The organism is Methylobacterium sp. V23, from assembly GCF_002917135.1.
Lineage (GTDB): Bacteria > Pseudomonadota > Alphaproteobacteria > Rhizobiales > Beijerinckiaceae > Methylobacterium.
The window spans coordinates 1-21,177 of the sequence record NZ_PDHT01000019.1 but is presented as its reverse complement, the minus strand read 5'-3'; the positions used below and the strand labels follow the sequence as shown (position 1 = coordinate 21,177).

At 71.7% G+C, this 21,177-nt stretch carries 23 protein-coding genes; 6 read left to right on the top strand and 17 right to left on the bottom strand.

Translation table 11 applies throughout. The features are described 5' to 3' along the window. Nucleotides 1–13: 13 nt before the first annotated feature. Nucleotides 14–2,755, top strand: coding sequence for a heparinase II/III family protein (locus CRT23_RS17675; RefSeq protein ID WP_103710711.1), 2,742 nt, complete (start codon nucleotides 14–16; stop codon nucleotides 2,753–2,755). 9 nt (nucleotides 2,756–2,764) lie between these two features. Here CRT23_RS17675 and CRT23_RS17670 read toward each other — a convergent pair whose 3' ends face one another. From CRT23_RS17670 to flhA, 6 genes are all read right to left on the bottom strand, one after another. After that, entirely contained in the window at nucleotides 2,765–3,211 is a 447-nt protein-coding gene (locus CRT23_RS17670; RefSeq protein ID WP_103710710.1) for a hypothetical protein, read from the bottom strand. Between the two features lie 15 nt (nucleotides 3,212–3,226). Continuing rightward, nucleotides 3,227–3,556, bottom strand: coding sequence for a hypothetical protein (locus CRT23_RS17665; protein WP_055957395.1), 330 nt, complete (start codon nucleotides 3,554–3,556; stop codon nucleotides 3,227–3,229). Nucleotides 3,557–3,562: 6 nt separating this feature from the next. Further along, nucleotides 3,563–4,039, bottom strand: coding sequence for a rod-binding protein (locus CRT23_RS17660; protein ID WP_103710709.1), 477 nt, complete (start codon nucleotides 4,037–4,039; stop codon nucleotides 3,563–3,565). A 157-nt stretch (nucleotides 4,040–4,196) separates the two neighbouring features. Further along, entirely contained in the window at nucleotides 4,197–4,598 is a 402-nt protein-coding gene (locus CRT23_RS17655) for a hypothetical protein (protein ID WP_055957401.1), read from the bottom strand. 4 nt (nucleotides 4,599–4,602) lie between these two features. Next, on the bottom strand, nucleotides 4,603–5,373 hold the full coding sequence (gene fliR / locus CRT23_RS17650; protein WP_055957405.1) for a flagellar biosynthesis protein FliR: 771 nt from the start codon (nucleotides 5,371–5,373) through the stop codon (nucleotides 4,603–4,605). Continuing rightward, complete coding sequence (gene flhA / locus CRT23_RS17645) at nucleotides 5,370–7,451, bottom strand: flagellar biosynthesis protein FlhA (RefSeq protein WP_103710708.1); 2,082 nt, start codon at nucleotides 7,449–7,451, stop codon at nucleotides 5,370–5,372. The genes fliR and flhA overlap by 4 nt, the downstream gene beginning before the upstream one ends. 247 nt (nucleotides 7,452–7,698) lie before the next feature. Between flhA and CRT23_RS17640 the strand changes: the two genes are divergently transcribed. From CRT23_RS17640 to CRT23_RS17625, 4 genes are all read left to right on the top strand, one after another. Then, nucleotides 7,699–7,950 (top strand): hypothetical protein, encoded by a 252-nt coding sequence (locus CRT23_RS17640; protein WP_103710707.1) that lies wholly within the window; start codon nucleotides 7,699–7,701, stop codon nucleotides 7,948–7,950. A 102-nt stretch (nucleotides 7,951–8,052) separates the two neighbouring features. Continuing rightward, entirely contained in the window at nucleotides 8,053–8,802 is a 750-nt protein-coding gene (locus CRT23_RS17635; protein WP_055957414.1) for an allophanate hydrolase subunit 1, read from the top strand. A 26-nt stretch (nucleotides 8,803–8,828) separates the two neighbouring features. Continuing rightward, a complete protein-coding gene (locus tag CRT23_RS17630) occupies nucleotides 8,829–9,872 on the top strand; it encodes a biotin-dependent carboxyltransferase family protein (RefSeq protein WP_103710823.1) in 1,044 nt (347 codons plus the stop codon). Between the two features lie 50 nt (nucleotides 9,873–9,922). Further along, complete coding sequence (locus tag CRT23_RS17625; protein ID WP_103710706.1) at nucleotides 9,923–10,705, top strand: 5-oxoprolinase subunit PxpA; 783 nt, start codon at nucleotides 9,923–9,925, stop codon at nucleotides 10,703–10,705. Here the strand turns inward: CRT23_RS17625 and CRT23_RS17620 are convergent. The 11 genes from CRT23_RS17620 to CRT23_RS17570 form a co-directional block, all read right to left on the bottom strand. Next, nucleotides 10,678–10,944 carry a flagellar biosynthetic protein FliQ gene (locus CRT23_RS17620; protein WP_055957424.1) on the bottom strand — a complete coding sequence of 89 codons (267 nt, stop codon included), beginning with the start codon at nucleotides 10,942–10,944 and terminating at the stop codon, nucleotides 10,678–10,680. The genes CRT23_RS17625 and CRT23_RS17620 overlap by 28 nt on opposite strands. Nucleotides 10,945–10,999: 55 nt before the next feature. After that, nucleotides 11,000–11,419 carry a flagellar hook assembly protein FlgD gene (gene flgD / locus CRT23_RS17615; protein WP_103710705.1) on the bottom strand — a complete coding sequence of 140 codons (420 nt, stop codon included), beginning with the start codon at nucleotides 11,417–11,419 and terminating at the stop codon, nucleotides 11,000–11,002. A gap of 28 nt (nucleotides 11,420–11,447) precedes the next feature. Beyond that, nucleotides 11,448–11,933 carry a flagellar biosynthesis repressor FlbT gene (gene flbT / locus CRT23_RS17610; protein ID WP_103710821.1) on the bottom strand — a complete coding sequence of 162 codons (486 nt, stop codon included), beginning with the start codon at nucleotides 11,931–11,933 and terminating at the stop codon, nucleotides 11,448–11,450. 8 nt (nucleotides 11,934–11,941) lie between these two features. Then, the gene (gene flaF / locus CRT23_RS17605; protein ID WP_055957431.1) at nucleotides 11,942–12,289 is read right to left on the bottom strand and encodes a flagellar biosynthesis regulator FlaF; all 348 of its coding nucleotides are present in this window, start codon (nucleotides 12,287–12,289) and stop codon (nucleotides 11,942–11,944) included. A gap of 142 nt (nucleotides 12,290–12,431) precedes the next feature. After that, on the bottom strand, nucleotides 12,432–13,481 hold the full coding sequence (locus CRT23_RS17600) for a flagellar hook-associated family protein (RefSeq protein ID WP_103710704.1): 1,050 nt from the start codon (nucleotides 13,479–13,481) through the stop codon (nucleotides 12,432–12,434). 5 nt (nucleotides 13,482–13,486) lie between these two features. Further along, nucleotides 13,487–15,382, bottom strand: a complete 1,896-nt coding sequence (gene flgK / locus CRT23_RS17595) for a flagellar hook-associated protein FlgK (protein ID WP_103710703.1) — start codon at nucleotides 15,380–15,382, stop codon at nucleotides 13,487–13,489. A gap of 106 nt (nucleotides 15,383–15,488) precedes the next feature. Further along, on the bottom strand, nucleotides 15,489–16,730 hold the full coding sequence (locus CRT23_RS17590; RefSeq protein WP_055957440.1) for a flagellar hook protein FlgE: 1,242 nt from the start codon (nucleotides 16,728–16,730) through the stop codon (nucleotides 15,489–15,491). A gap of 149 nt (nucleotides 16,731–16,879) precedes the next feature. Beyond that, nucleotides 16,880–18,205: a flagellar protein export ATPase FliI gene (gene fliI / locus CRT23_RS17585; RefSeq protein WP_103710702.1), complete on the bottom strand. Its 1,326-nt coding sequence runs from the start codon at nucleotides 18,203–18,205 to the stop codon at nucleotides 16,880–16,882. 4 nt (nucleotides 18,206–18,209) lie between these two features. Continuing rightward, nucleotides 18,210–18,935, bottom strand: coding sequence for a flagellar basal-body rod protein FlgF (flgF, locus tag CRT23_RS17580; RefSeq protein WP_055957446.1), 726 nt, complete (start codon nucleotides 18,933–18,935; stop codon nucleotides 18,210–18,212). Nucleotides 18,936–18,941: 6 nt separating this feature from the next. Beyond that, on the bottom strand, nucleotides 18,942–19,718 hold the full coding sequence (locus CRT23_RS17575; protein WP_103710701.1) for a DUF1217 domain-containing protein: 777 nt from the start codon (nucleotides 19,716–19,718) through the stop codon (nucleotides 18,942–18,944). A gap of 169 nt (nucleotides 19,719–19,887) precedes the next feature. Beyond that, entirely contained in the window at nucleotides 19,888–20,439 is a 552-nt protein-coding gene (locus CRT23_RS17570) for a hypothetical protein (RefSeq protein ID WP_103710819.1), read from the bottom strand. A 141-nt stretch (nucleotides 20,440–20,580) separates the two neighbouring features. On the opposite strand from CRT23_RS17570, the gene CRT23_RS17565 reads away from it, so the two are divergent. Next, nucleotides 20,581–20,874: a PilZ domain-containing protein gene (locus tag CRT23_RS17565; protein ID WP_055957452.1), complete on the top strand. Its 294-nt coding sequence runs from the start codon at nucleotides 20,581–20,583 to the stop codon at nucleotides 20,872–20,874. Nucleotides 20,875–21,177 lie beyond the last annotated feature (303 nt).

Below are 21,177 nucleotides of genomic sequence, written 5' to 3'. Positions count from 1 at the left end.
CCCGGTCCGCCCCGTGAGCGAACCGAGCGCGCCCGGCCTTCGGGTCCTGCTGCCGGAGGCCGCCCGCTATGCCGGGGGGGCGCATGTCGGGCCGGGGGAGAACGAGCATTGGATCCCGGCCAAGAACCGCTGGTCGCGGGTGGTGCTGCCCTTCGGAGGCCTGGTGCCGGAGGCCTGGTGCTGCCTCGGCTTCCGCCTCGCCTGGGCGGCGGAGGAGGCCGCCGGGTCCGCCCTCGACTTCGCCCTGGTGGGGATCGACTTCCTGGCCGAGGACGGGTCGAGCCTCGACTTCGACCACGTGCCCGGCCTCGACCGGACCCTCCTCGACCCGCACGGGACCTGGATCGCCGGCCCGTCCGCCCTGCCGCCGGAGACGCACGGCGCGCGGGCCGGGCGCCTCCAGCTCGCCTTCCAGGTGCCGGCCCCGGCCACCCGGATCACGGTGACGCTCCGCTCCTGGCGCAACACCCATGCGTTCACGGTCGCCGAGGCGCGCCTGACGCAGGGGACGGATCTGCCGCCCGCCGCCTCCCTGATCCCCCGCACGCGGCACCGCCTCGGGCCGGAGCCGGCCTGGCGCGACCACGCCCTGGTGCCGGGCTGCGGCCTCGTGCTGCGCGGCCAGCTCCACACGCCGCATCCGGGCACCCACGCGGCCCTGGCCCGCATCGTCTACCGCGACCGCTCCGGCGCGGCGCTCGACCCGCCCTATCCGGGGACCATCTCGGTGCCGGGGCTCGGGGCCCTCGTCGACCTCTCCGCCCACCAGCAGGCGCGCCGCTTCACCCTGGAGCTCCAGCCCCCCGCCGGGGCGGCGCAGGTGGCGGTGGGCTTCGCCACCTGGGAGGCGGACGGGCCGGAGGCGGAACTCCTCGTCCCTCCGGAGGTGGCCCTGGAGGACCGGATGCGGCTGGAGAGCCTCTGCGCCGACGATCTCCTCGCCGCCCCCGATTTCCTCGCCCGCCTGGCCGAGCGCCTGTCCCTGCCCGGGGCCGCCTTCTCCGGCTGGTGTCCACAGCCCGAGGCGGTGGCCACCGTGCCGGCGGTGCTCGCGCGCGCCCGGGCGATTCAGCGCGGCGAGGGCCACCGCGCCGCCGGTCTCGACCGGACCCTGCGCCTCGCCGGCCAGCCCGCCTGGACCCTGCCGGAGGCGCCGGACTGGACCGAGGATCCGTTCCGCTCGGTGCCCTGGCGCCTGGAGTACCAGTCCCTGGCCTGGCTCGGGGCGCTGGCCGAGGCACCGGGCGGCGCCGCCACCGCCGTCGGCCTCGCCCTGTCCTGGTCGCGGGCCAACCCCTGGGGGGCGCCCACCGACGGCCTCGCCCTGCACCCGGCGGCCCTCGCCGCCCGCACCGAGACCGTCGTGCGGCTCCTCGCCCGGGCCGGCAAGCCCGGCGGCCCGGCCTCCCTGACCCTCACGGGCGAGGCGGTGCGTCACGGCTTCGCCCTCGCCGAGATTCTCGGTCAGAACACCTTCGGCCGCTCGATCCACCAGCTCCAGGCGGCAGCGGTCCTGCGCATCGTCGCCCGGGCCCTGCCGCTGCTGCCGCTCGCGACGCACTGGCGCTCCCTGGCCGACGCCGCCCTCGAAGCCGGCCTCGCGCCGCTCCTCGATACGGAGGGACGGTTCTCCGACCCCGCCCTGCATCCGCGCCTCGAACTCCTGACCCTGCTGCGCGCCCTCGGGCTCGGGCTCGATGCCGAGGACCCCGCCGAGTCGGCTCTCAAGTCCCGCCTCGACCGGCTCGTGGCGGCCGGGCTCCCGGCGGTCGCCGGTCTCCTCGATCCGTCCGGGCGCCTGCCGCCGTTCGGGGACGCCCCCGCCGGCGAGGATGCCGCCGGCTGGATCGGGCGTCTCGGCGCGGAGGCGGGTCGCGCGCTCAGCGCCGAGCGCTGGTCCGGAGACGCGCGACCGCGACGCGACCGTCCCAGTATACCACGCGTCACTCTCGAGCCCGCCGCGGGCCGCGTCGACCCGTCCTCGGGCATGATCGCGCAGCGCCACGACGCCCCCGGTCGGGGCTGGGGCCACTTCGCCTGCACCTTCGCCAGCCAGGGCCAGGGTCCCGGGTCCGGCCACCGGGACGTTGGCTCCTTCGTCTACGCCTGCGAAGGGGTGCGCTGGATCGTCGAGGCCGGCGGCTCGAGCCAGGTCGAGACCGGCGCCGCCCGCCATCACCTCCTCTCGGGAGCCGGCCACAACGTGGCGGCCCTCGACCAGCGCGAACCCATGGCGGGCCCGGCCCTCTCCCTCGGGGCGGAGCGCCTCATCGGCGCCACCGCCCACCGCCTCGCCACGCAGGCCTACGGTCCCGAAGTCGCGCACCGGCGCGTCTTTCTCGTCCTCGACGACCTCTCGGGACTGGCGGTGTTCGACCGCTTCAGCGGCTCGGGCAGCCTCAGCTTCGAGGGCGCGGTCCACCTGTCGCCGGAGATCCTGCTGGCCCTGGCGGGTCCGCGCCGGGCCATGGCCCAGGCCGGGCGCCACCGGCTCTCGCTATCCCCCCTGGCCGTGCGTGGACGCTGCGCCGGCCTGACCCTCCGCAACGGCTGCAATGCCCATCCGGGCGCCCTGCGGGGCTTCGTCGCCGCGGCGGCCGGGGGCCTGCAGCCGACGAGCGTGCTCGGCTACGCCTTCGCGGGTGCGGGCACAGTCTGCGGCGGCCTGGTCCTCGCGGCCGATGCGGATGCCGACCGGCGGCTCACCGCGCTGCTGGGCGAGGCTGCCTTCGAGCGCCTGCTGACGGAGGCGTAGGGTACGTCCTCAAGAACGGACTTCGCGCTTGGCGACGAAGTTGAACTCCTCGACCAGCACGTCCTTGACCACATCGGAGCCGAGGCGGGCGTTCACCTGCTTGCGGATCTCGGCAAGGCGCTGTGTGACGTTGTAGCGGGACAGGCGTTTGAAATCGATCGCCGGGTCCGTGTAGATCTGCCGGAAAGTCTCATCGACCACGAAGGCGTTCGGCGGCACCGAGAGCGTGTGCATCAGCCGCGCATCGGCGGTGAAGACCAAGATAGCGACGATGTAACCTTGCACCTTGCCGTCGACGACCATCGGAACATTGATGGGCGGCAGTTTTTGGTACTGGAGGCCTTCGAGGTAGGGTTCGGTCTTCTTAGAAAACAGCCCCGCCCCCCAGGTCACTGCGCCGTAGCAGGACAGGATGGTGAGGCCGCAGATCCACAGGCCGGTGACGAGGATGCGCATGGCGGGGAGCGAGCCTCAGCGCCGGACGTGGCCGGAATAGGTACCGTCGGATTCCGCCTCGCGCAGGGACTCCGCGACGATGCCGGAGATCTCCTCAACGGCCCGCAGGTGCAGGCCGACAGCGTCCTGGTTGCGCTCCAGGACACCGCGCAGGCGCAGCAGCTGGTCGCGCACCGGCCCGTCGAGTTCGGCGGGGTCGAGGTCGCGGGTCAGCCGGGTCAGTTCGAGGAGGCTCTGGCTCTTGCGCCGGTTCACCGCCTCCTGGTCGACGGGGTGATGCGCGAGCAGCGCCTCGGTCTCCGCCGTCACGGTGGCTTCCAGGCGCTTCAGGGATGCGAGCAGCATGGGGTCTCAGCTCTCCGAGGTCTTGGCCGACGGCGCGACGGTCGCCGCGGGCGGGTTCAGCGGACGCGCCGCCTCGAGCATGCGGGCGATCCCGACACCGCCGGCCTTGGCGACCTGCGTCCCGACCTGATCGGCGAGCATCGACTTCCAGATCCCGCCGGCATTGCCCTTGCCGAAGACGGCGCTGGCCTTCGAGGGCATCATGGTCTCGACGAACTGGCGCAGGACGAAGGCCTCGAACTGCTTGTAGGGATCCCCGGCCTTGCCGGCGCCCGAGATCGCGTTGTCGGTCTGCAGGGCCGTCAGGGCTCCGCGGGCGTCGAGGGGCATGTGCACCGAGGCGCCGGCCATGCGGTAGGCATCGCCGAACGCCGCCGGATCGGTTCCGGGAGCCGACAGCTTGGCGGCGGCCTCCTGCACGCGGCCGGGATCGGCGGCGCGGGCCACATCGAGGACGATGTCGGAGGGAGGCGAGATGCTCATGGCAGGCGCTTCAGCGGGTTCGGGGAGCCGGTCCCTGGGAGGCATAGGCCCCCTGGCTTTCGGCAGGCTTGCATCTCGGCAGGCTTGCATCTCGGCAGGCTTGCTTCTCGGCAGGCTTGCATCGTGGCCCTGGGGATTGGTTCGGGGGCCTCGGGGATCAGTCCGGAGGCCTTGGCCCGCGTGCGGTCATGAGGTCGAGCTGTTCGAGCAGGGCGTGCTGCTCGCGCTCGTGGTCGCGCCGCTTCAGGAGGCTGTCGGCCTGGCGCTCGGCGCGCTTCTCGGCGAGGCCACGGGCCTTCAGTATGTCAGACAGTCGTGTCGAGGTCGCGCTGAGTTCGGTCGCTTCCGTCGCGAGCGCGCGCAGGCGCCGCGCCGCGGCGTCGAGGAACAGGCCGTGCATGGTCTCGCCGGCCAGGGTCGACAGCATGGCCGCCCGGTCGGCCTCGACCCGCGCGACCTGGGCGCGGTTGGCGGCGAGGTCGCGCTCGGCCAGGCCCCGCATCTGCTCCTGGACCTTGAGCAGGCGCTGGGCGCGGAGGAGCCGGAGGCGGGTGGTCATCGGCTCAGCCCCGGCGCAGGTAGTCGAAGTAGCCCATGACGAACTGCATCATGAACTCGTTGCTGATGGCGTAGAGGAGCAGCAGGCCGCCGGCCATGATGAACGGCGTGGCGATGAAGTAGACCGGGATCTGCGGCACGAGCTTGTTCACGAAGCCGGCGGCGAGGTTCACCGCCACCGCGTAGACGAGGAACGGCGAGGTGATGCGCAGGCCCAGCACGAAGGCGGTCGTGACCTGGTCGACGATGCGCACCAGGGCGGCCTGCGAGCCGATGCCCTCGCCGGGCGGGATCCGGCCGTAGGAATCGACGAGGCCGCGGAACAGCTCCCAGTGCAGGTCGGCGGCGAACAGCAGCGCGGCCGCCGCCATCATGATCATCGCCTCCACCGCCGGGACCGGGTCCATGCCCTCGGCCACCGACCCCGGCATGCCGCCGAAGCCCACCATGGTGACGGCGGCGTTCACGACGGTCTCCAGCACCACGTAGTAGACCCGGCCGAGGAAGCCGAGGACGAGGCCGGTCAGGCTCTCGGTGACGATCCAGCCCAAGGTGGCGCCGGGATCCTGGGCCGCGAGCTTGCCCTGGAACAGGGGCAGCAGCATCGGGGTCAGGGCCAGGGAGACCGCCAGCGAGATGAGGAGGCGGACCTGCGCGGGCACGCGGGGGCTGGAGAAGCCCGGCACGATGAGGAGGCAGGCGCCGACCCGGCAGAAGATCAGGAACACCCCGAGAAAGCTCTCGGGGCCGAGCACGGCCAGGAGCGGCGCCGTCACGAGATCGTCCCGAGGGAGCGGATCTCGACCCCGCGCGCGATCTCCAGGTGCGAGAGGACGGCGAGCGTCGGGTAGAGCCGCTCGATGATCATCCGCACGTAGGGGCGGGCATCCGGCGCGGTCACCAGGGCGAAGTTGCGGGTCTCGCGCATCTGCTTGCGGATCGCCTCGGACGCCTCGGTGCCGAACTGCTCGACGAGGCGCGGGTCGATGTCGAACTCGATGACCTCGCCCTTGCCGTCGCGCTTGAGGCTCTGGTGGAAGGAGAGGTCCCAGGCGCTGCCGAGGCGCAGCACCGCGAGCACGCCGTTCTCGGCGAGGTCGCCGCAGATCTGCTGGGCGATGCGCATGCGGACGTGCTCGGCGATCTGCTCGGCCCGGCGGGCATGGGGCGTGATCTCGGCCACGGCCTCCAGGATGAGGTGCAGGTTGCGGATCGACACCCGCTCGGAGAGCAGGAGCTTCAGCACCGCCTGCAGGCCCGAATAGGAGATCTGCGAGGGGCAGATCTCGTCGAGCAGGCGCTTGTACTCGGGGTCGAGCCGGTCCAGCAGGTTGCGCATGTCCTTGTAGGACAGGAGCGTGGGCAGGTTGTTACGGATCACCTCGGAGAGGTGGGTCAGCAGCACCGAGGAGCCGTCGATGGGCTCGAACCCGCCGCGCCGCACCTCGCCCGCATAGGCGTCGAGGACCCAGCGCGCCTTCATGCCGAAGGCGGGCTCGCGGACCTCGTCGCTCGGCACGTCCGGCACGGGGCCGTCTCCGGTGACCACGAGGAGCTCGCCGGGGCGCAGTTCCTGGGTCGCCACCACGGTGCCGTGGATGAGGATCTGGTAGCATTTCGGCGGCACCGCCAGGCTGTCGGTCAGCTTGATGTCGGGCACGACGAAGCCGTATTGGCGCGCGAACTTGCGGCGCATCTTGGCGACCCGGTGCGACAGCTCGGACTGCGTTCCCTGGACCTGGGCCGAGATCTGGCGCCCGAGGCAGAGCTCGATCTCCGGCGTCTTCAGCGATTCCTTGACGGATTCGCGCAGCGCGACCTGCTTCTTCTCCTCGTCGGCCTCCGCCTTGGCATCGACGATCGCCTTCTGGGCGGCGAGCTTCTTCGGGATCGCGTAGGCGGTGAAGGCCATCAGCACGGAGAGCACCATGAAGGGCACGAAGGGCAGGCCCGGCACCAGGGCGAACATGAACATCAGGGCCGCGGCCACCGAGAGGGCGCGGGGATAGGCCCCGAGCTGGCCCAGCACCGCCTGCTCCGCGGTGCCCCGCGTGCCGCCCTTCGAGACCAGGAGGCCGGCGGCCAGCGAGACGATCAGGGCCGGGATCTGTGAGACTAGGCCGTCGCCCACCGACAGCTTGGTGAACACGTCGGCCGCCTGGCCCAGCGGCATGCCGTGGCGGGTGGTGCCGATGATGATGCCGCCGAACACGTTGACGGCGATGGTGATGAGCGAGGCGATGGCCTCGCCGCGCACGAACTTCGAGGCGCCGTCCATGGAGCCGAAGAAGGCGCTCTCCTCCTCCAGCTCGCGCCGGCGGTGCTGGGCCTCCTTGTCGTCGATCAGGCCGGCATTGAGATCGGCGTCGATCGCCATCTGCTTGCCGGGGATCGCGTCGAGGGTGAAGCGCGCCCCCACCTCGGCGATGCGGGTGGCGCCCTTGGTGATGACGAGGAAGTTCACCGTGATCAGGATCAGGAAGACCACGATTCCGATGACGAAGTCGCCGCTCATCACGAACTGCGAGAAGCCCTGGATCACGTGGCCGGCCGCCGAGACGCCGTGCTGTCCGTTGGCCAGGATCAACCGGGTGGTGGCGATGCCGAGGGCCAGGCGCAGCAGGGTCGCGATCAGCAGGACGGTGGGGAAGGCCGAGAATTCCAGCGGCTTCTTGATCCAGAGCGCCACCATCAGGATCAGCACCGACAGGGCGATCGAGAAGGCGAGCCCGATATCGAGCAGGATCGCCGGCACCGGCAGGAACAGGATCGCCAGGATGGCGACGATGCCCGCCGCGAAACCGATGTCCCTCTGGGACCGGCGCTCTCCTGCGATCGTGGCGCTTGCCGCCATGGCGGATACTCAACCCCCGTGAATCAACACCGGCTTGTCGCGCCGCAAGCTTGTGCGAGGGTCGCCTGGCACCGGCCGCGGCATCGGCGAAGCGACCGAACGGGCGCGGCGCGCGTTGAAGGGATGTCGATTCCACCCTGCGGGTGCGTGCGTGCTAAGATCATTGTCTGCATCGGCGCCGTACGTTGGGATTTCGGACCCAGCCCGCAGCGTCCGCGTTGTGTTCTTCGAAAGACTCGATTGCCTCATGCCTGATCTTCGCCTCGCCCTCCCCCTCCTCGGTGCTCTCCTGGTTTCGGGAACCGCGGCCGCCGAACCCACGCCGATCCGCGAATTGCTCAAGCTCTCCTGCACCGGAGACTACCTGGAGCATTGCAGCATGCATCCGCCCGGCGGCCCGGAGGTGGAGGCCTGCTTCCGGCAGAACCTGCGCAAGCTCTCGCCGGACTGCGCCCGGGCGATCCGGACCTATCAGCGTGAGAAGAAATCCACGCGCTGAGGCCGGCCCAGCCCGAAAGCCGGCTTCCGGATCGGATCCCGAACCGGATTCCCGACCACCCGCGTCGCCGGCGTCCAGGCCGACGCGCAGCAGGATCAGGCCGTGTCGCAGGCAGATGCAAGCACGCCGACCGATCGGGATGCCGTCCGGTTCCGCGATGCCGGCGAGGCGGCGCTCGTCGTCGAGTTCGGCGCGCGGGTCGACCCGGACCTGAATGCACGGGTGCTCGCCCTGGACGCGGCCCTCGGACGGGACCCGGTCGCCGGCATCCTGGAGACGGTGCCGACCTATCGCTCGCTGATGATCCATTACGACCCGCTGAGGCTCGACCGCGACGCTCTCGCGGCCCGGGTCGGCGCTCTCCTCGATCGGCCTCCGGCAGGACCGCGCGCCGGCCGCACCTGGACGCTGCCCTGCTGCTACGATCCGGCCTTCGCGGAGGATCTGGCGGCGGTCGCCGACTGGGCCGGCCTGCCCGCTTCGGCCGTCGCCGCGCGCCACGCCCAGGGGACGTACCGGGTCTACATGTACGGATTCGCGCCGGGCTTCGCCTATCTGGGCGGCCTGCCGGACGCCCTCGCGATCCCCCGTCGCCCGACGCCGCGCCCGCCCCATCCCGCCAACGCCCTCCTGGTGGGCGGCGGTCTCGCGGCCGTGGCGACCTTTCCGATGCCGACCGGCTGGTACGTCGTCGGACGGACGCCGGAGCGGCTCTATTCCGAGGACCGTCCGCAGAGCTTCCTCGTCGAACCCGGCGACGGCCTCCGCTTCGAGCCGATCGACGCGGCGACCTTCGCCGCCCTCGAGGCCCGGGCCGCGCAGGGGGAAATCCTCGCGCGGAGAAGTCCGTGAGTGCGGAGCCGATGCGGGAGGAGCCCATGCGGGAGGAGCCCATCAGCGAGGGAGCCGGCACGGGGCAGGCCACGCTCCGGATCCTCGCGGCCGGGGGCGGCGTCACCCTGCAGGATGCCGGCCGGCACGGTTTCCTGCGCTACGGCATCACGCCGGCCGGGCCGATGGATCCCCTCGCCCACGCCACCGCCAACCGGGCCCTCGACAATCCCCCCGGCGCCACCCTGATCGAGGTCTCCCTCGGCGGATTGTCGCTGACGACGGCCGGGGCCGCCGTCGACGTCGCCCTGGCGGGTGGGGACCTGCGCATCGACCTCGACGGGCGCGCGCTGCCCGGCGCCGTGGCCCTCACCCTGCGGCCGGGCGCGCGGCTCACCCTCCGGGCGGGCCGGGGCGGGGCCTGGTGCAGCCTCGCGGTGGCCGGGGAGATCGCCGTGGCGCCGGTGCTGGGCTCGACGGCGACCCACACCCGCTCCGGGCTCGGCGGCCTGCACGGGCGCGGCTTGCTTGCGGGCGACACCCTCGCGATCCGGACTCCGCGCGCCTCGGTCGGCGACCCCTGCCGCCTCGCGGCGCCCTGGCTCCATCGGCCGCCGGACGTGATCCGCGTCGTCCTCGGGCCCCAGGACGACCTCTTCGCGGCGTCCGTCCACGACGCCTTCCTGGCGGGTCCCTGGCGGATCGGTCCGCGCGGCGACCGCATGGCCAGCTTCCTCGAAGGTCCGTCCCTCCAGGCCCGGAGCCACGACATCGTCTCCGACGGCATCGCCATGGGGGCGATCCAGGTCCCGGGCTCGGGCCAGCCCCTGGTGCTCATGGCCGACCGCCAGCCCACCGGCGGCTATCCGAAGATCGCCACGGTGATCGGCGCCGATCTCGGCCGTCTGGCCCAGGCCCAGGCGGGCACGGCGCTGCGCTTCGCCGCCGTCGACCTGGCGCAGGCGGTGGCGGCGCGGCGGGCCGAACGCGACGCCCTGGTCCCGGACATCCGGCGCGAGCCCGTCCTGCGCACCGAATTTCCCTCCGAATTCCTGCTCGGGACCAACCTCATCGACGGCGTCGTCGGTTAGGATCGCCCCTCCCGCGGCCGCAGGACCGCGTCGCTGCCGGATGCACGCCGATGCCGACTATCGACCTGAATGCCGATCTGGGGGAAGGCTTCGGCGCCTATCGCTGCAGCGACGATGCGGCGATGCTCGCCCTCGTGACCTCGGCCAACGTCGCCTGCGGATTCCATGCCGGCGACCCGGAGATCATGGCCGAGACCTTCGCCCTGGCGCGGGCGCGGGGCGTCGCCGTGGGCGCGCATCCGGGCTTTCCCGACCTCGCCGGCTTCGGGCGCCGGCCGATGCCGTTCGGCCCGGCCGAGATCGAGCGGCAGGTCGCCTACCAGGTCGGCGCCGCGCAGGCGCTGGCCGCCCTGGCGGGCCATCGCCTGACCTACGTCAAGGCGCACGGGGCGCTGGCCAACCGCGCAGCGGCGGAGCGGGACGTGGCGGATGCGATCGCGCGGGCGGTGCGCGCGGTCGATCCCAACCTCGGCCTCCTGGCCATCGCCCGGACCGAGCAGGTCGCCGCCGGCGAGGCGGCAGGCCTCGCCATCCATGCCGAGATCTTCGCCGACCGCGGCTATACCGAGGCGGGCCAGCTGATCCCGCGCGGCCAGCCCGGCGCCCTGATCACGGCGGCCGAGGCGGCGGCGGACCGGGTCCTGGCGATGGTGCAGGCCGGCGGCATCCTCACGGCCGAGGGCACCCTGCTGCCGACGCGGATCGACTCGGTCTGCGTGCACGGCGACAGCGCGCACGCCGTGGGCATGGCGCGGGCGGTGCGGGCGCGGCTGGAGGCGGCCGGGATCACCCTGCGGGGCCTCGGTCAGAATCCGGTGACGATGCGCCCGTAGGTGGCCTCGGCGAAGGTGTAGATCTGCGCCCCGATGAAGGAGCTGGTCACGAGGAGCACCAGCAGGATCACCACGATCTTGGGCACGAAGGTGAGCGTCACCTCCTGGATCTGCGTCAGCGCCTGCAGCAGCGCCACGGCGATGCCGATCAGCATCGCCGCGCCGATGGCCGGTCCCGCCGCGACGATCACGGTCCAGATCGCGGCGCGCACGAGTTCGAGGGCGTCGACCTCGTTCATCCGGGGAGCGGCCTTGTCCTGGGGGGGTTCACGTCCACTCTACGCCGGAATGCCGTCACCGCGACAGGGAAATGCCCTGCGACAGGAGCACGTCCTGGCCGTTGGTCAGGCGGGCCAGGGCGCCCTCGCTGGTGATCTTCACGGACTGGACCTCGCCCGTGACCGTGCCGTCCGAGGAGGTGATGGTCCGGCCGATGATCTGGTCGGCCTGCGACAGGAAGCTCGACGAGAGCAGGGAGTCCAGCTTTGTGTTGGTCTTGGTCGCCTGCTCCACCTGGGAGAAGGTCGCCAGCTCGCTGACATAGGCCGTCGAATCCATCGGCTTCGTCGGATCCTGGTTCTTCAGCTGCGTCATCAGCAGGGTCAGGAAGGTGTCGGCGTTCATCGAGGCGGCGACGCCGGTCGCGGATTTGGTGGCGGCCGCGGTGGCGGCCGTCTGGGATGTGCCCGTGCTGGGGACGCTGGCGACGCTCATCGGCGGGCCTCCTGGTTCGATGGCCCGGTCAGGCCGGGTGGACGGGGGATTCGACGGGCACGGCCCGACGCACCGGGGCGAGCGCATCCCCCGGGGCGGGGGCGGTCATGGGGGTGGTCATGGGGGCAGCCATGGGGGCAGCCATGAGGGCGGCCTCCGCCGCGTAGAGCCCGCGGATCAGTTTGAGCGCCTCGATCAGCCGGCCCGCCTCGACGAGCTGGCCGGCGCCGAGGACCCCTTCGCGGATCTCCGGATCGGCGACGACGGCGAGGAGACCGGCCTGGAGGCTGCGGCAGAGCTCGCGGGCGGGGTCCGCGTTGGCCGGATCGATCACCAGCGCCTGGACCGCGAAGTAGAGCTGGCGCAGGGGCGTGGTCGCCGCCTCCGCCTGCAGCACGTGGGTCTCCAGCAGGAAGGTGGCGTCGTTCAGAAGCTCCAGGGAGACCTTCCGATCGACGCGCAGGACTGCGCCGTTCACGTAGACGCGCTCGCCGGCGCGCAGGGACAGACGCATGGTCCGGCTCACCGCAGGCCATCCCGGATCGAGGTGTTGACCGCGATCAGCGCCGACAGGGTGCGGTCGGGCTCGGCGATGACCGCGTTGGCCTCGTGCATGCTCCACAGGCCGATGGAGACGAGGTCGGCGCGCAGGTCCGGCGGCAGGCCGTTCTCCTCGCTCTGGAGGTCCTCGATGAGCACGCCCCAGAGGCTCTGCAGGAAGCCGGCCGCCATGGCGCGATCCGCCTGCTGGGCATCGGGCCGGTCGGCGATGCGCATCAGGTCGAGGGCCCGGTCGAAGGCGGCGCGCTCGCGCTCACGCGCGATGGCCGGGGCCTCCTCCAGGATCTCGGCATAGGAAAACTGGTACATATCGGTCCTGTCCCGTGTATCCGCGGTCCGCCGCGCCGGGGCGCGGATCGGACCGATGAGCCGTTGGGGCCGGCAGGCCTTCCGGGGAAGGCACCCGCCGCCGGGTCGTGACGGGGCTCGGCGGCCGGAGCCCCGCGCCGCGCTAGAGGTAGTTGACGAGGGAGAGTTGCCGCAGCTGCGCGGTCAGGGCGTAGGAGATCTGCACCTGCGTCGACAGGCGGTCGACCCGGGTCTTGGCCTCGGCCCGGTCCACGCCCTCCAGGTCGCCGATCTGCGAATCGAGCAGCGCCGTCTGCGACTCGAGCCGGGTGTTGGCCGAGGTGATGGCGGCCTGCGAGCGGCCGAGATCGGCCTGGAGGGTGATCAGGCCCTTGCTCGCCTCGCCCAGCAGGCCGGCGACCCGGGTCGTCAGGACGGTCTGCGCCGCCGCCGAGAGGTTCGTGGACCCGAGGTCGGAGGCCATCACGTAGGCCATGGCGAGCTTGCGCATCGCGGGTGCGTTGGCGCTCGCCGAGGTCTCCGCGGTCTCGCTGAGGGAGATCTGGTTGACCAGGGGCGCGGTCCCGGCAGCGGACCAGGTCGTCCCCCACGCGGCTTCGTCGAACAGGCCCTTGAAAGCCGGCCCATCGAGGAAGCCCGCCATGTCGGCGGCCGAGATCGCGCTCGCGCCGGGGTTGTCCTGCGACATCCCGAAGGCCGCGCGGAAGGCCGCGTCGACGGCGGTCTTCGCCGGGGAGGCCGGACTCGTCGCGTAGGGGGTCATCGGGGCCTCGGCGGTCCGCGCGCCGCCGAAGACGAACTGGCCGCCCGCGGAGGTGTTGAGGAGCGCGGTCAGGGTGCCGAGCCCGTTCGCCGCCATGTCCTTGAGGACGCCGGCACGCTTGTCCTCGGGAACGCCCGTTAGCGCCTTCAGGGTGGCGTCGGCCCCATCCTGGATCTGCTTGAGGACGGCCTGCGAGGTGCCGAGCCGGAGGCTCGCGGCGTCGTTGCTGTCGCGCAGGGCCGCGAGTTCGGCGATCTTCTGGCGCAGCCCGACGGCGAGGCCGGTGCGGCTGCCGAGCGTCAGGCCGACATCGGCATAGCGGCCGGTGACGATCTCCTGGTTGGCCTGCGCCATGTCGGTCTGCATCCGGGCCAGGCCGATGCGCGGCGTGTTCCAGAAGCTCAGGGTGGAGAGGGCGTTGGTCCGCATGGGGTCTATCGCACCGCATCCATCAGGGTTTTCAGGAGATCGTTCACGAGCGTCAGCAGCTTGGCCGAGGCCGTGTAGGACCGTTCGAGCGCGAGGGTGGACGCCGTCTCGTCGTCGGTGTTGACGCCGGTGGCGTTGGAATAGGCATCGGAGGCGCGGGCGAGCAGCGTCGACTGGTAGTTCGACTCCGCGGTGGCAGCCTGCCGCTTGCCCGCGAGCCAGCCCACGGAGGCGGTCGCGAAATCCTGGAGACTGCCGCGGGTGGGAAGGCCCGCGGAAGCGTCGAAGGAGCGGTCGGCCGTCACGAGCGAGGCCAGCGTCCGCAGGCGGTCGGCGAAGGCGTTGCCGCCCGTGGCCGCCGGGTTCGACCGGTAACCGGGCCCCGCGATGCCGCCGTCCCGCAGCAGGGCGACGTCGCCGCCGCGCTGCGGATCGACCGAGGCGTTGATCCGGAGCCGGGCCGCCAGCCCGGTCGCGGCGAAGGGGCCGCTGGGGACCGATCCGCCGGCATCCGCCACGAACAGGCCCGCCGCCCGCGGCGGGACACCGAACGCGACGCCGAAGCCGACATCGACCAGCATCCTGCCGGACGTCGGCGCCATGTTCTGGACGGTGAGCCGCGCGGCGGCCCCCGTGGCCGCCGCGGTGGTGAAGGTGAGGCGCCCGGCGGCGTCGAGGCCGGCGGTCACCTTGCCGGCGAGCGAGGGCGTCGCGGTATCGGCGGCGATCCGACCGTTGATCGCCGCGACGAGCTCGGCCGGCGTCACCTTGGACAGGTCGGCCGCCGCACCCACCATCGTGCTCGCATTCAGCACGATCTTGACGGCGGAGCCGTCGGCGAGGCCGAGGGAGAACGCCACTTCCTTGGCGCCGCTCAGATCCGCCGTCCCGGCCGTGCCCGCGGCGGCACCCGGGCGGAAGGCTTCCGTCGTCGCCAGGGCGGAAAGGCCGCTCACTTGGCCCGTGGACTGGTTCAGGACGCTTGTCCCGATCTCGGAGAAGGCGTCGACGAGGTTGGCGGCGATCCCGTCGAGCTGGGATTCGTAGCGAGTGGCCACGCCGTCGCGCAGTTCCGCCAGGCCGGCGATGCGGCCGGATTGCACCGGCATCGGGGAATTGGCGCCCGTGACCGGCACGCCGTCGACGATGACGGCGCCCCCGGTCGTGCCGGCCGAGAAGGCGGGTGTGGGCGTGAAGGAGACGCGCCGGGCGGCGCGCTCGAACAGCGGGACGCCGCTGTCGGTGTAGATCGCGACGTCGTTGCCGGCGCGCACGACCGTGGAGATGCCGATCTCCTGGGACAGGCCGGCGAGGATGCGGTCGCGGTCGTCCAGGGCGTCGGTCACGTCGCTGCCGTTCGCGGTCCCGCGGGTCACGACCTGGTTGGCGGCCTCGAACTGCGACAGGAGGTCGTTGATGCGCGAGACCGACTCGGCGAGGTCGGCGTCGGCCTGCATGCGCACGGTCTCGACGGCGGCCGCGCTGTTGTTCAGGCTCGTCGCGAGGTCGCGCGCCCGGTCGACCGCGTCGCGCGCGAGCGCCACGTCGTCGGGCTGGTTGGCCGCGGCCTTCAGGGCGGCGTTGAGGGCGCCGAGGCGCGCGGCCGGAGAGGTGCCGTCGCTGGTGTCGCCGATGGTGCCCTGGAGGGTGGTGAGACCACCGAGCACGGCCTCGCTGGCGGCCACGGAGGAGGTCCCGGCGAGCTTTCGGTCGAAGAGGGCGACGTCGGTCGCCCGCTGGATCGAGACCGCGCTGCCCCCGCCGGCCGCCACCAGGTTGGCGATCTTGCGGCTGTAGAACGGATCGCTCGCCCCGGCCGTGTTGCGCGCGGCGACGGCGATTTGCGCCGAGGTCGCGAGCAGCGAGGTCCGGGCGGAGTTGAGGGCGAGGGCGAGGCCCATCGGGGATATCCTGGAAAGGGGGCGGGTGGTGGGCGACAGGAGCCGCCGCACCGGGAGGCGCGGCGGACGGGGCCCGGAGGCCCGGGCGCCGAAGTCCGGTCTGGCTTCAGCGCTTGAGGTTCATCAGGGTCTCGAGCAACTCGTTGCCGGTCATGAACACCTTCGAATTGGCGGTGTAGACCGTCTGCGACTCGATCATCGAGGTCAGCTCGGAGCTGACGTCGACGTTGGACTGCTCCAGCGCGCTCGCCTTGATGGTGCCGAGGCCGCCGAGGCCGGCGAAGCCGATCTGGAGGTCGCCGGAGTTCAGCGAGGGCAGGTAGACGTTGCCGGCGCGCGGTTCGAGATTGTCGGGGCTCTTCACCTCGGCGACCGGGATCTTGAAGGCTGCGAGGCGGGTGCCGTCGGCGTAGGTGGCGTAGACGAGGCCGTCCGAGCCGAACTCCGTGCCGGTCACGGCCGAGGGCGCCTTGCCGTTGGCCGTGCCCTTGAGGGCGTCGGCACCGGCGAGCTGCGTCATGCCGCTCATGTCGAGGGAGAAGGGCTCTCCGCCGGGAATCGTGAAGCTCGTGGTGGTCGGGCCGGTCAGCTTGCCGTTCGCGTCGAACGCGAGCGTCACCGGCGGCGCGGTCAGGGCGGTCCCGTCCGGGGCGTAGACCGATGCGGTCCAGGTGTTGGGGAGGACCGGAGGGGTAGCGGCCGGATCGACGGGCGCGTGCTTCAGGTAGATGTCGAGGGTGACGCTGTTGCCGAGCTTGTCGTAGGTGACGAGCGACGTCTTCTTCGAATAGTTCGTCGGCGACAGGGCTCCCCCGAGCGCCGGCGTGTCGGCGGCGAGGTTGCCGCCCATCGTCGCCTTGGTGGAGGGCGTCGCCCGCAGGCCGAGGCTCGCCATGTTCACGGGCACCAACCCGTCGGTGCTGTTCAGGGCGGGCGTCGGATCCTGGCCATCGACGAGGCTGTAGCCCATCAGGGTGAAGCCGCCGGAATTGATGAGGTTGCCCGTCGGACCGTCCACCACGAAGTTGCCGGCGCGGGTCAGGTAGGACGCCTTGTTATCGTCCTGCACCACGAAGAAGCCGTTGCCCTGGATGGCGAGGTCGGTCTTCGACGAGGTGAAGGTGACCGGCCCCTGGCTGCCGATCGACCGGCGGATCGTGGTCTCGACCGCACCGGAGGTGTAGTTCGCCGTGGAGCCGCCGTCGATCAGCAGGGACGAGAACTCGGCCGCCGAGCGCTTGTAGCCCGTGGTGCTCGCGTTCTGGACGTTCTCGGCGACGGTGGAGATGCGGTTCGACTGCGCATTCATGCCGGAGACGCCGGTGCGCAAAACGCTGATGAGACTCATGACGTCACCTCGAAATCGGGGGCCGCGGCGCGGCGCGGCGGTTCGGCGGGCACTAAAGGAAGACAGGCTTGCGCGGGGCTGGGTCGCCGCGCGCGGGGGATGAACGGGAGGAAACGGAGCGGAGGGGGCCGCGGGCGGCATGATCCCCCTCACGTCCGCAGGGACTGCGCGAGCTCCAGGAACGCGTCCTGGCTCGCCGCCATGCCGGGTTCCTGACGCAGGGCCTCGTAGATCCGCGGAACCAGGAGGATGGCCTGGTCGAGCTCGGCATCCTCGCCGGCGCGGTAGCCGCCCATCAGGCGCAGGTCGCGGGTTTCCTCGAAGCGGGCCATCATGGCCTTGAGGCGCCGGACGAGTTCGCGCTGCTCGGGCGTCCAGACCTCGGAGGCGAGGCGCGAGATCGACCCGAGGAGATGCATTGCCGGATAGCGGCCCTGCTCGGCGATGGCCCGGTCGAGGACCACGTGCCCGTCGAGGGTGCCGCGGATCGAATCCGCCACCGGGTCGTTGTGATCGTCGCCGTCGACCAGCACCGAGAAGACGCCCGTGATGGTGCCGGCGCCGTCGAGGCCGGGGCCGGCCCGCTCGAGGAGGCGGGGCAGGTCGGAGAACACGCTCGGCGGATAGCCCCGCGCCACCGCCGGCTCGCCGGACGCCAGGGCCACGTCGCGGGCCGCATGGGCGTAGCGCGTCACGGAATCCACGATGAGCAGCACGGATTCGCCGGCGTCGCGAAACGATTCCGCGATGGCGAGCGCCATCTTGGGCGCCTGCCGGCGCATCATCGGGCTCTCGTCCCCGGTGGAGACGACGATGACGGCCCGGGCCCGGTTGGGCGCCATCGCCCCGTCCAGGAATTCGCGCACCTCGCGGCCGCGCTCGCCCACCAGGGCCACGACGACGCTGTCGAAGCCGGTGGCTCCGGCGAGCATCGCCAGCAGGGTCGACTTGCCGACGCCGGAGCCGGCGAAGATGCCGATGCGCTGGCCGAGGCAGAGGGGCGTGAACAGGTCGAGGGCGCGAACCCCCGTGCGCAGGGGCTGCGTCACCCGCGCCCGTTCCATGGCGGGCGGCGGCGCGGCTTCCAGCGGCACGGCGCGGGCGCCCGGGACGAGATCGCCGAGGCCGTCGATGGGACGCCCGAGGGCATCGATCACCCGGCCCTTCCAGCTCGGATCGGGGCGCAGGGTCGGGTCGCCGAGGCGATAGGCCAGGGTTCCGATCCCGGCCTCGATCCGGGCATCGAACGGCTTCACCGTCACGCCGCCGGCATCCACGCGCACGACCTCGCCGATCTGCTCGCGGCCATTGGCCCGGAAGCCCATGCGGTCGCCGAGGGTCATGAACGGCGCCACGCCGGCGACGCGGGCCGCGCTGGCGGTGACCTCCTGGATCGGCCCGCCGACGCGCACCAGGGGCAGGGCCTCGCGGCCCGTCGCCAGGGCCGCGCCGAGGCGGTCGAGGACATCGGGCATCGGCTCAGCCCTGCGGGCTCAGGGAGCGGATCGCCCCGGAGAAGGTGGTCTCGGTCTCGGAGCTGAGGGTCGCGGCGCTCTCGAAGGCGCGCTGGATGGTGATGAGCTTCGTCATCTCCAGCACCGGGTTGACGTTGGCGCCCTCCACGAAGCCCTGGACCATGCCCATGCGGGTGAAGTCCTGCACCGGGGTCGCCGGCAGGCTGGTGCTGACGCCGTTTGGCTCGGCACGGGTGAGCGTGCTCTTCGGGTCGAGGGTGAAGAGGCCGATGGCGCCGACCTGGTTGATGCCCTGCGAGACGCTGCCGTCGCGCCCGATGGTGGGCGGACCGGCCTGCGGATCGAGCAGGATCGGCGCGCCGCCGGGATCCAGCATCGGCTGTCCGGTGAGGTTGCGCAGCTGGCCCAGCGCATCCATCGTCATGCGGCCGTCGCGGGTATAGACGGGGCCCTTGGCACCGCGCACGGCGAACCAGGCCTCGCCCTGGACCGCCACGTCGAGGGGGCTGTCCGTCTTGATCGTCGGTCCGGCGCGCTGGGAGATGTAGGTGTCGCCGGAGGACGCGAAGGCGATGGCGCCCTTGGTGGCCTGGGCGAGGAGCGCGGTGAACTTGGTGTCCTCGGCGCGGTAACCGCTGGTGGAGAGGTTGGCGACGTTGTTGGCGACCGCGTTCAGCCGCTTGTCCATCGCGATCTGCGCGGAGAGCGAAACGTAGAGGGCGTTCTGCATGGCGCCTCAGTTCCCCGTTCGGATGCGCTGGAGGCTGAGCAGCAGGCTCGCGTCGAGCCCCTGCGTCGACGAATCGGCGAACAGGTTGAGGACAGGCGCCGAGGCGGCGTTGTTCTGGGCGTCCCAGATCGCGGTGAAGCGCTGCACGAAGCGCTGCAACTTGTCCGGGTCCTTGAAGCTCGCCAGATCCACCCGCTTCTCGATGATCGCCGCCTGGCTGGCGATGCCGTCCGCGCTGGAGCTATCGGGCAGACCCAGGACGGTCTTAACCACCTGGGACAGGGCCGGGTCTCCCAGCACGCCGTAGCCCGAGGAGACGGTGGGCGCCTTGCGGGCGAAGTACAGGGCGAGGCGCACGCCGGAATCCTCGCTGCCCGCATCGGTTTCCAGGCTCTGGCGCAGGTAGGCGGTGGTGGTCTCCGAGGTGGCGGCGGGCAGCGTCGTGGTGAAGGCTCCATAGGTGTTAAAGTCGAAAGCTTTGGCGAAGGCGACGTAGCGGTCGTCCGCGAGTCGGTTGGCGAAGGCCTTGCCGTCGGTAACACCCTCGGTCAGGACCTTGCGCATGAAGGCCTTGGCGTAGGTCATGTCCTCCAGGCCATAGGCCTTCATCGCATAAGTGTAGAGGCGCCGGTCGCCGAGGAAGTCGTCGATGGATTTCACGTCGCCGATCTTGGCCTTGTAGTAGGCGGTTTCGCGGGCGACGTCAGGCTGTGCGGCCTTGCGCGCCAGGGTCGCGTCGAGGTCGCGGGCGAGCAGACTGTAGCTCGTGAAGGTGCTCGTCATGGCAGGACGCGATCGCTCGTGCGGCGCGGTGGCATCGCCGGATGGAAGGATGAGGGCGGAAACGGCCGGCCCGGGAAGGCTCCTGGCAGCGGAGCCAGGGCGGCGCCCGTTTGCTCTAGAGCGCATGGCTTGCGGCAGGCTGGTGCCGGGGCAGGGCCTCGCCCGGACGTCACAGCGGGGACGGCCCGATGATCGTCTCCGAGGTGATCACGACCCAGCCGGACCCGGTGGCGCGAATGGAGAGGATGCGGCCCGCGCCCGGCAGGACGGCGCCCGGCACGACCTGGCGCAGGCCCTCGGGGCCTTCCACCAGGGCCGCGCCCTCGGTCACCCGGCGCAGGACGTAGCCGCGCGCCTTCGCGGGGGATTCGCTCCGCTCCTCGTCGGAGGGCGGCGGGACGGGATCGGGCAGCGCGCCGGTGGTGGTCGGATCGAGATCGAGGGCCGCCTCGCGGGTGGGGGCGACGGTTCGCTTCCAGGCGAAGCCGCCACCCACCGCCGGCAGGAAGGGCTGGACCGAGTAGGTGTTCGTCGCCCCCGTGATCGCGTAGGCCGCGAAGGTGCCGGAGACGACGGCGAGGCCGAGGCAGATGCCGATGGCGGCGCGCTCCACGGCGGCGGCTCGGGACCGGCGCAGGACCTCGGCCCCGGCCGAGGGACGGGTGTAGCCGGGACGCGGCGAGAGCGGGGTGGCGGCGCGACGGGAGAGGGTCGTGGTCATGGCCATCGCAAGAGGAAGCGGGCGGACGTCACTGAACACTCCCAGGTTATAGTTACCAAAGCGTTAAGACTCGGCCTGGATCGACAGTCCGGACACCCGCTGTTAAGCCTGCGCGCAGGTTGCAGACGGGACAGCGGGACGATGGCGGATTGGCAGGAGGCGGTTGCCCGGGGAGACCGGCCCGCGCGCACGCCCGCGCCGAAGCGCTTCCGCGTGATGCAGCAGGGCCGCATCGTCCTCGGCCCGGAACGGCTCGTGGCCTGCATCGTCCGGGACCTCTCGCCGAAGGGCGCCAGCCTGCGCCTGCCGCGCCCGACCCCGCTGCCCGAGCGCTTCGACCTCGTCATCGCCGGCCACGAGCTCCGGACCGTCGCGGTCCAGCTGCGCTGGCAGCGCGCCGACTTCGCCGGCGTGACCTTCCTGACGCAGGACTGAGAACAGGCCCGCAGCACAACCCAGACTGGCATTCGGTGCATCCGGGACAGGCCCGGGCGATCGGCCTTAAGCTCCTGCTAAGTCGGACCGGGCATAGTCGCCTCATCGGCAAGCGACTGTCCCAGATCAGGACGGAAGCCCCTCGATACGAGCGCGGTGGATAGGTTTCGTGAACCTATAGACATGATGTCGTCCCACCGGTCCGGTGAAAATCCGGGATGTATGGAGCAATACTAGGCTCTGGACCGATAAGTTTGGCTTAGCAGGTGTGTCTGTGATTCCTTCTGGGTGGAGGAGGCGCCG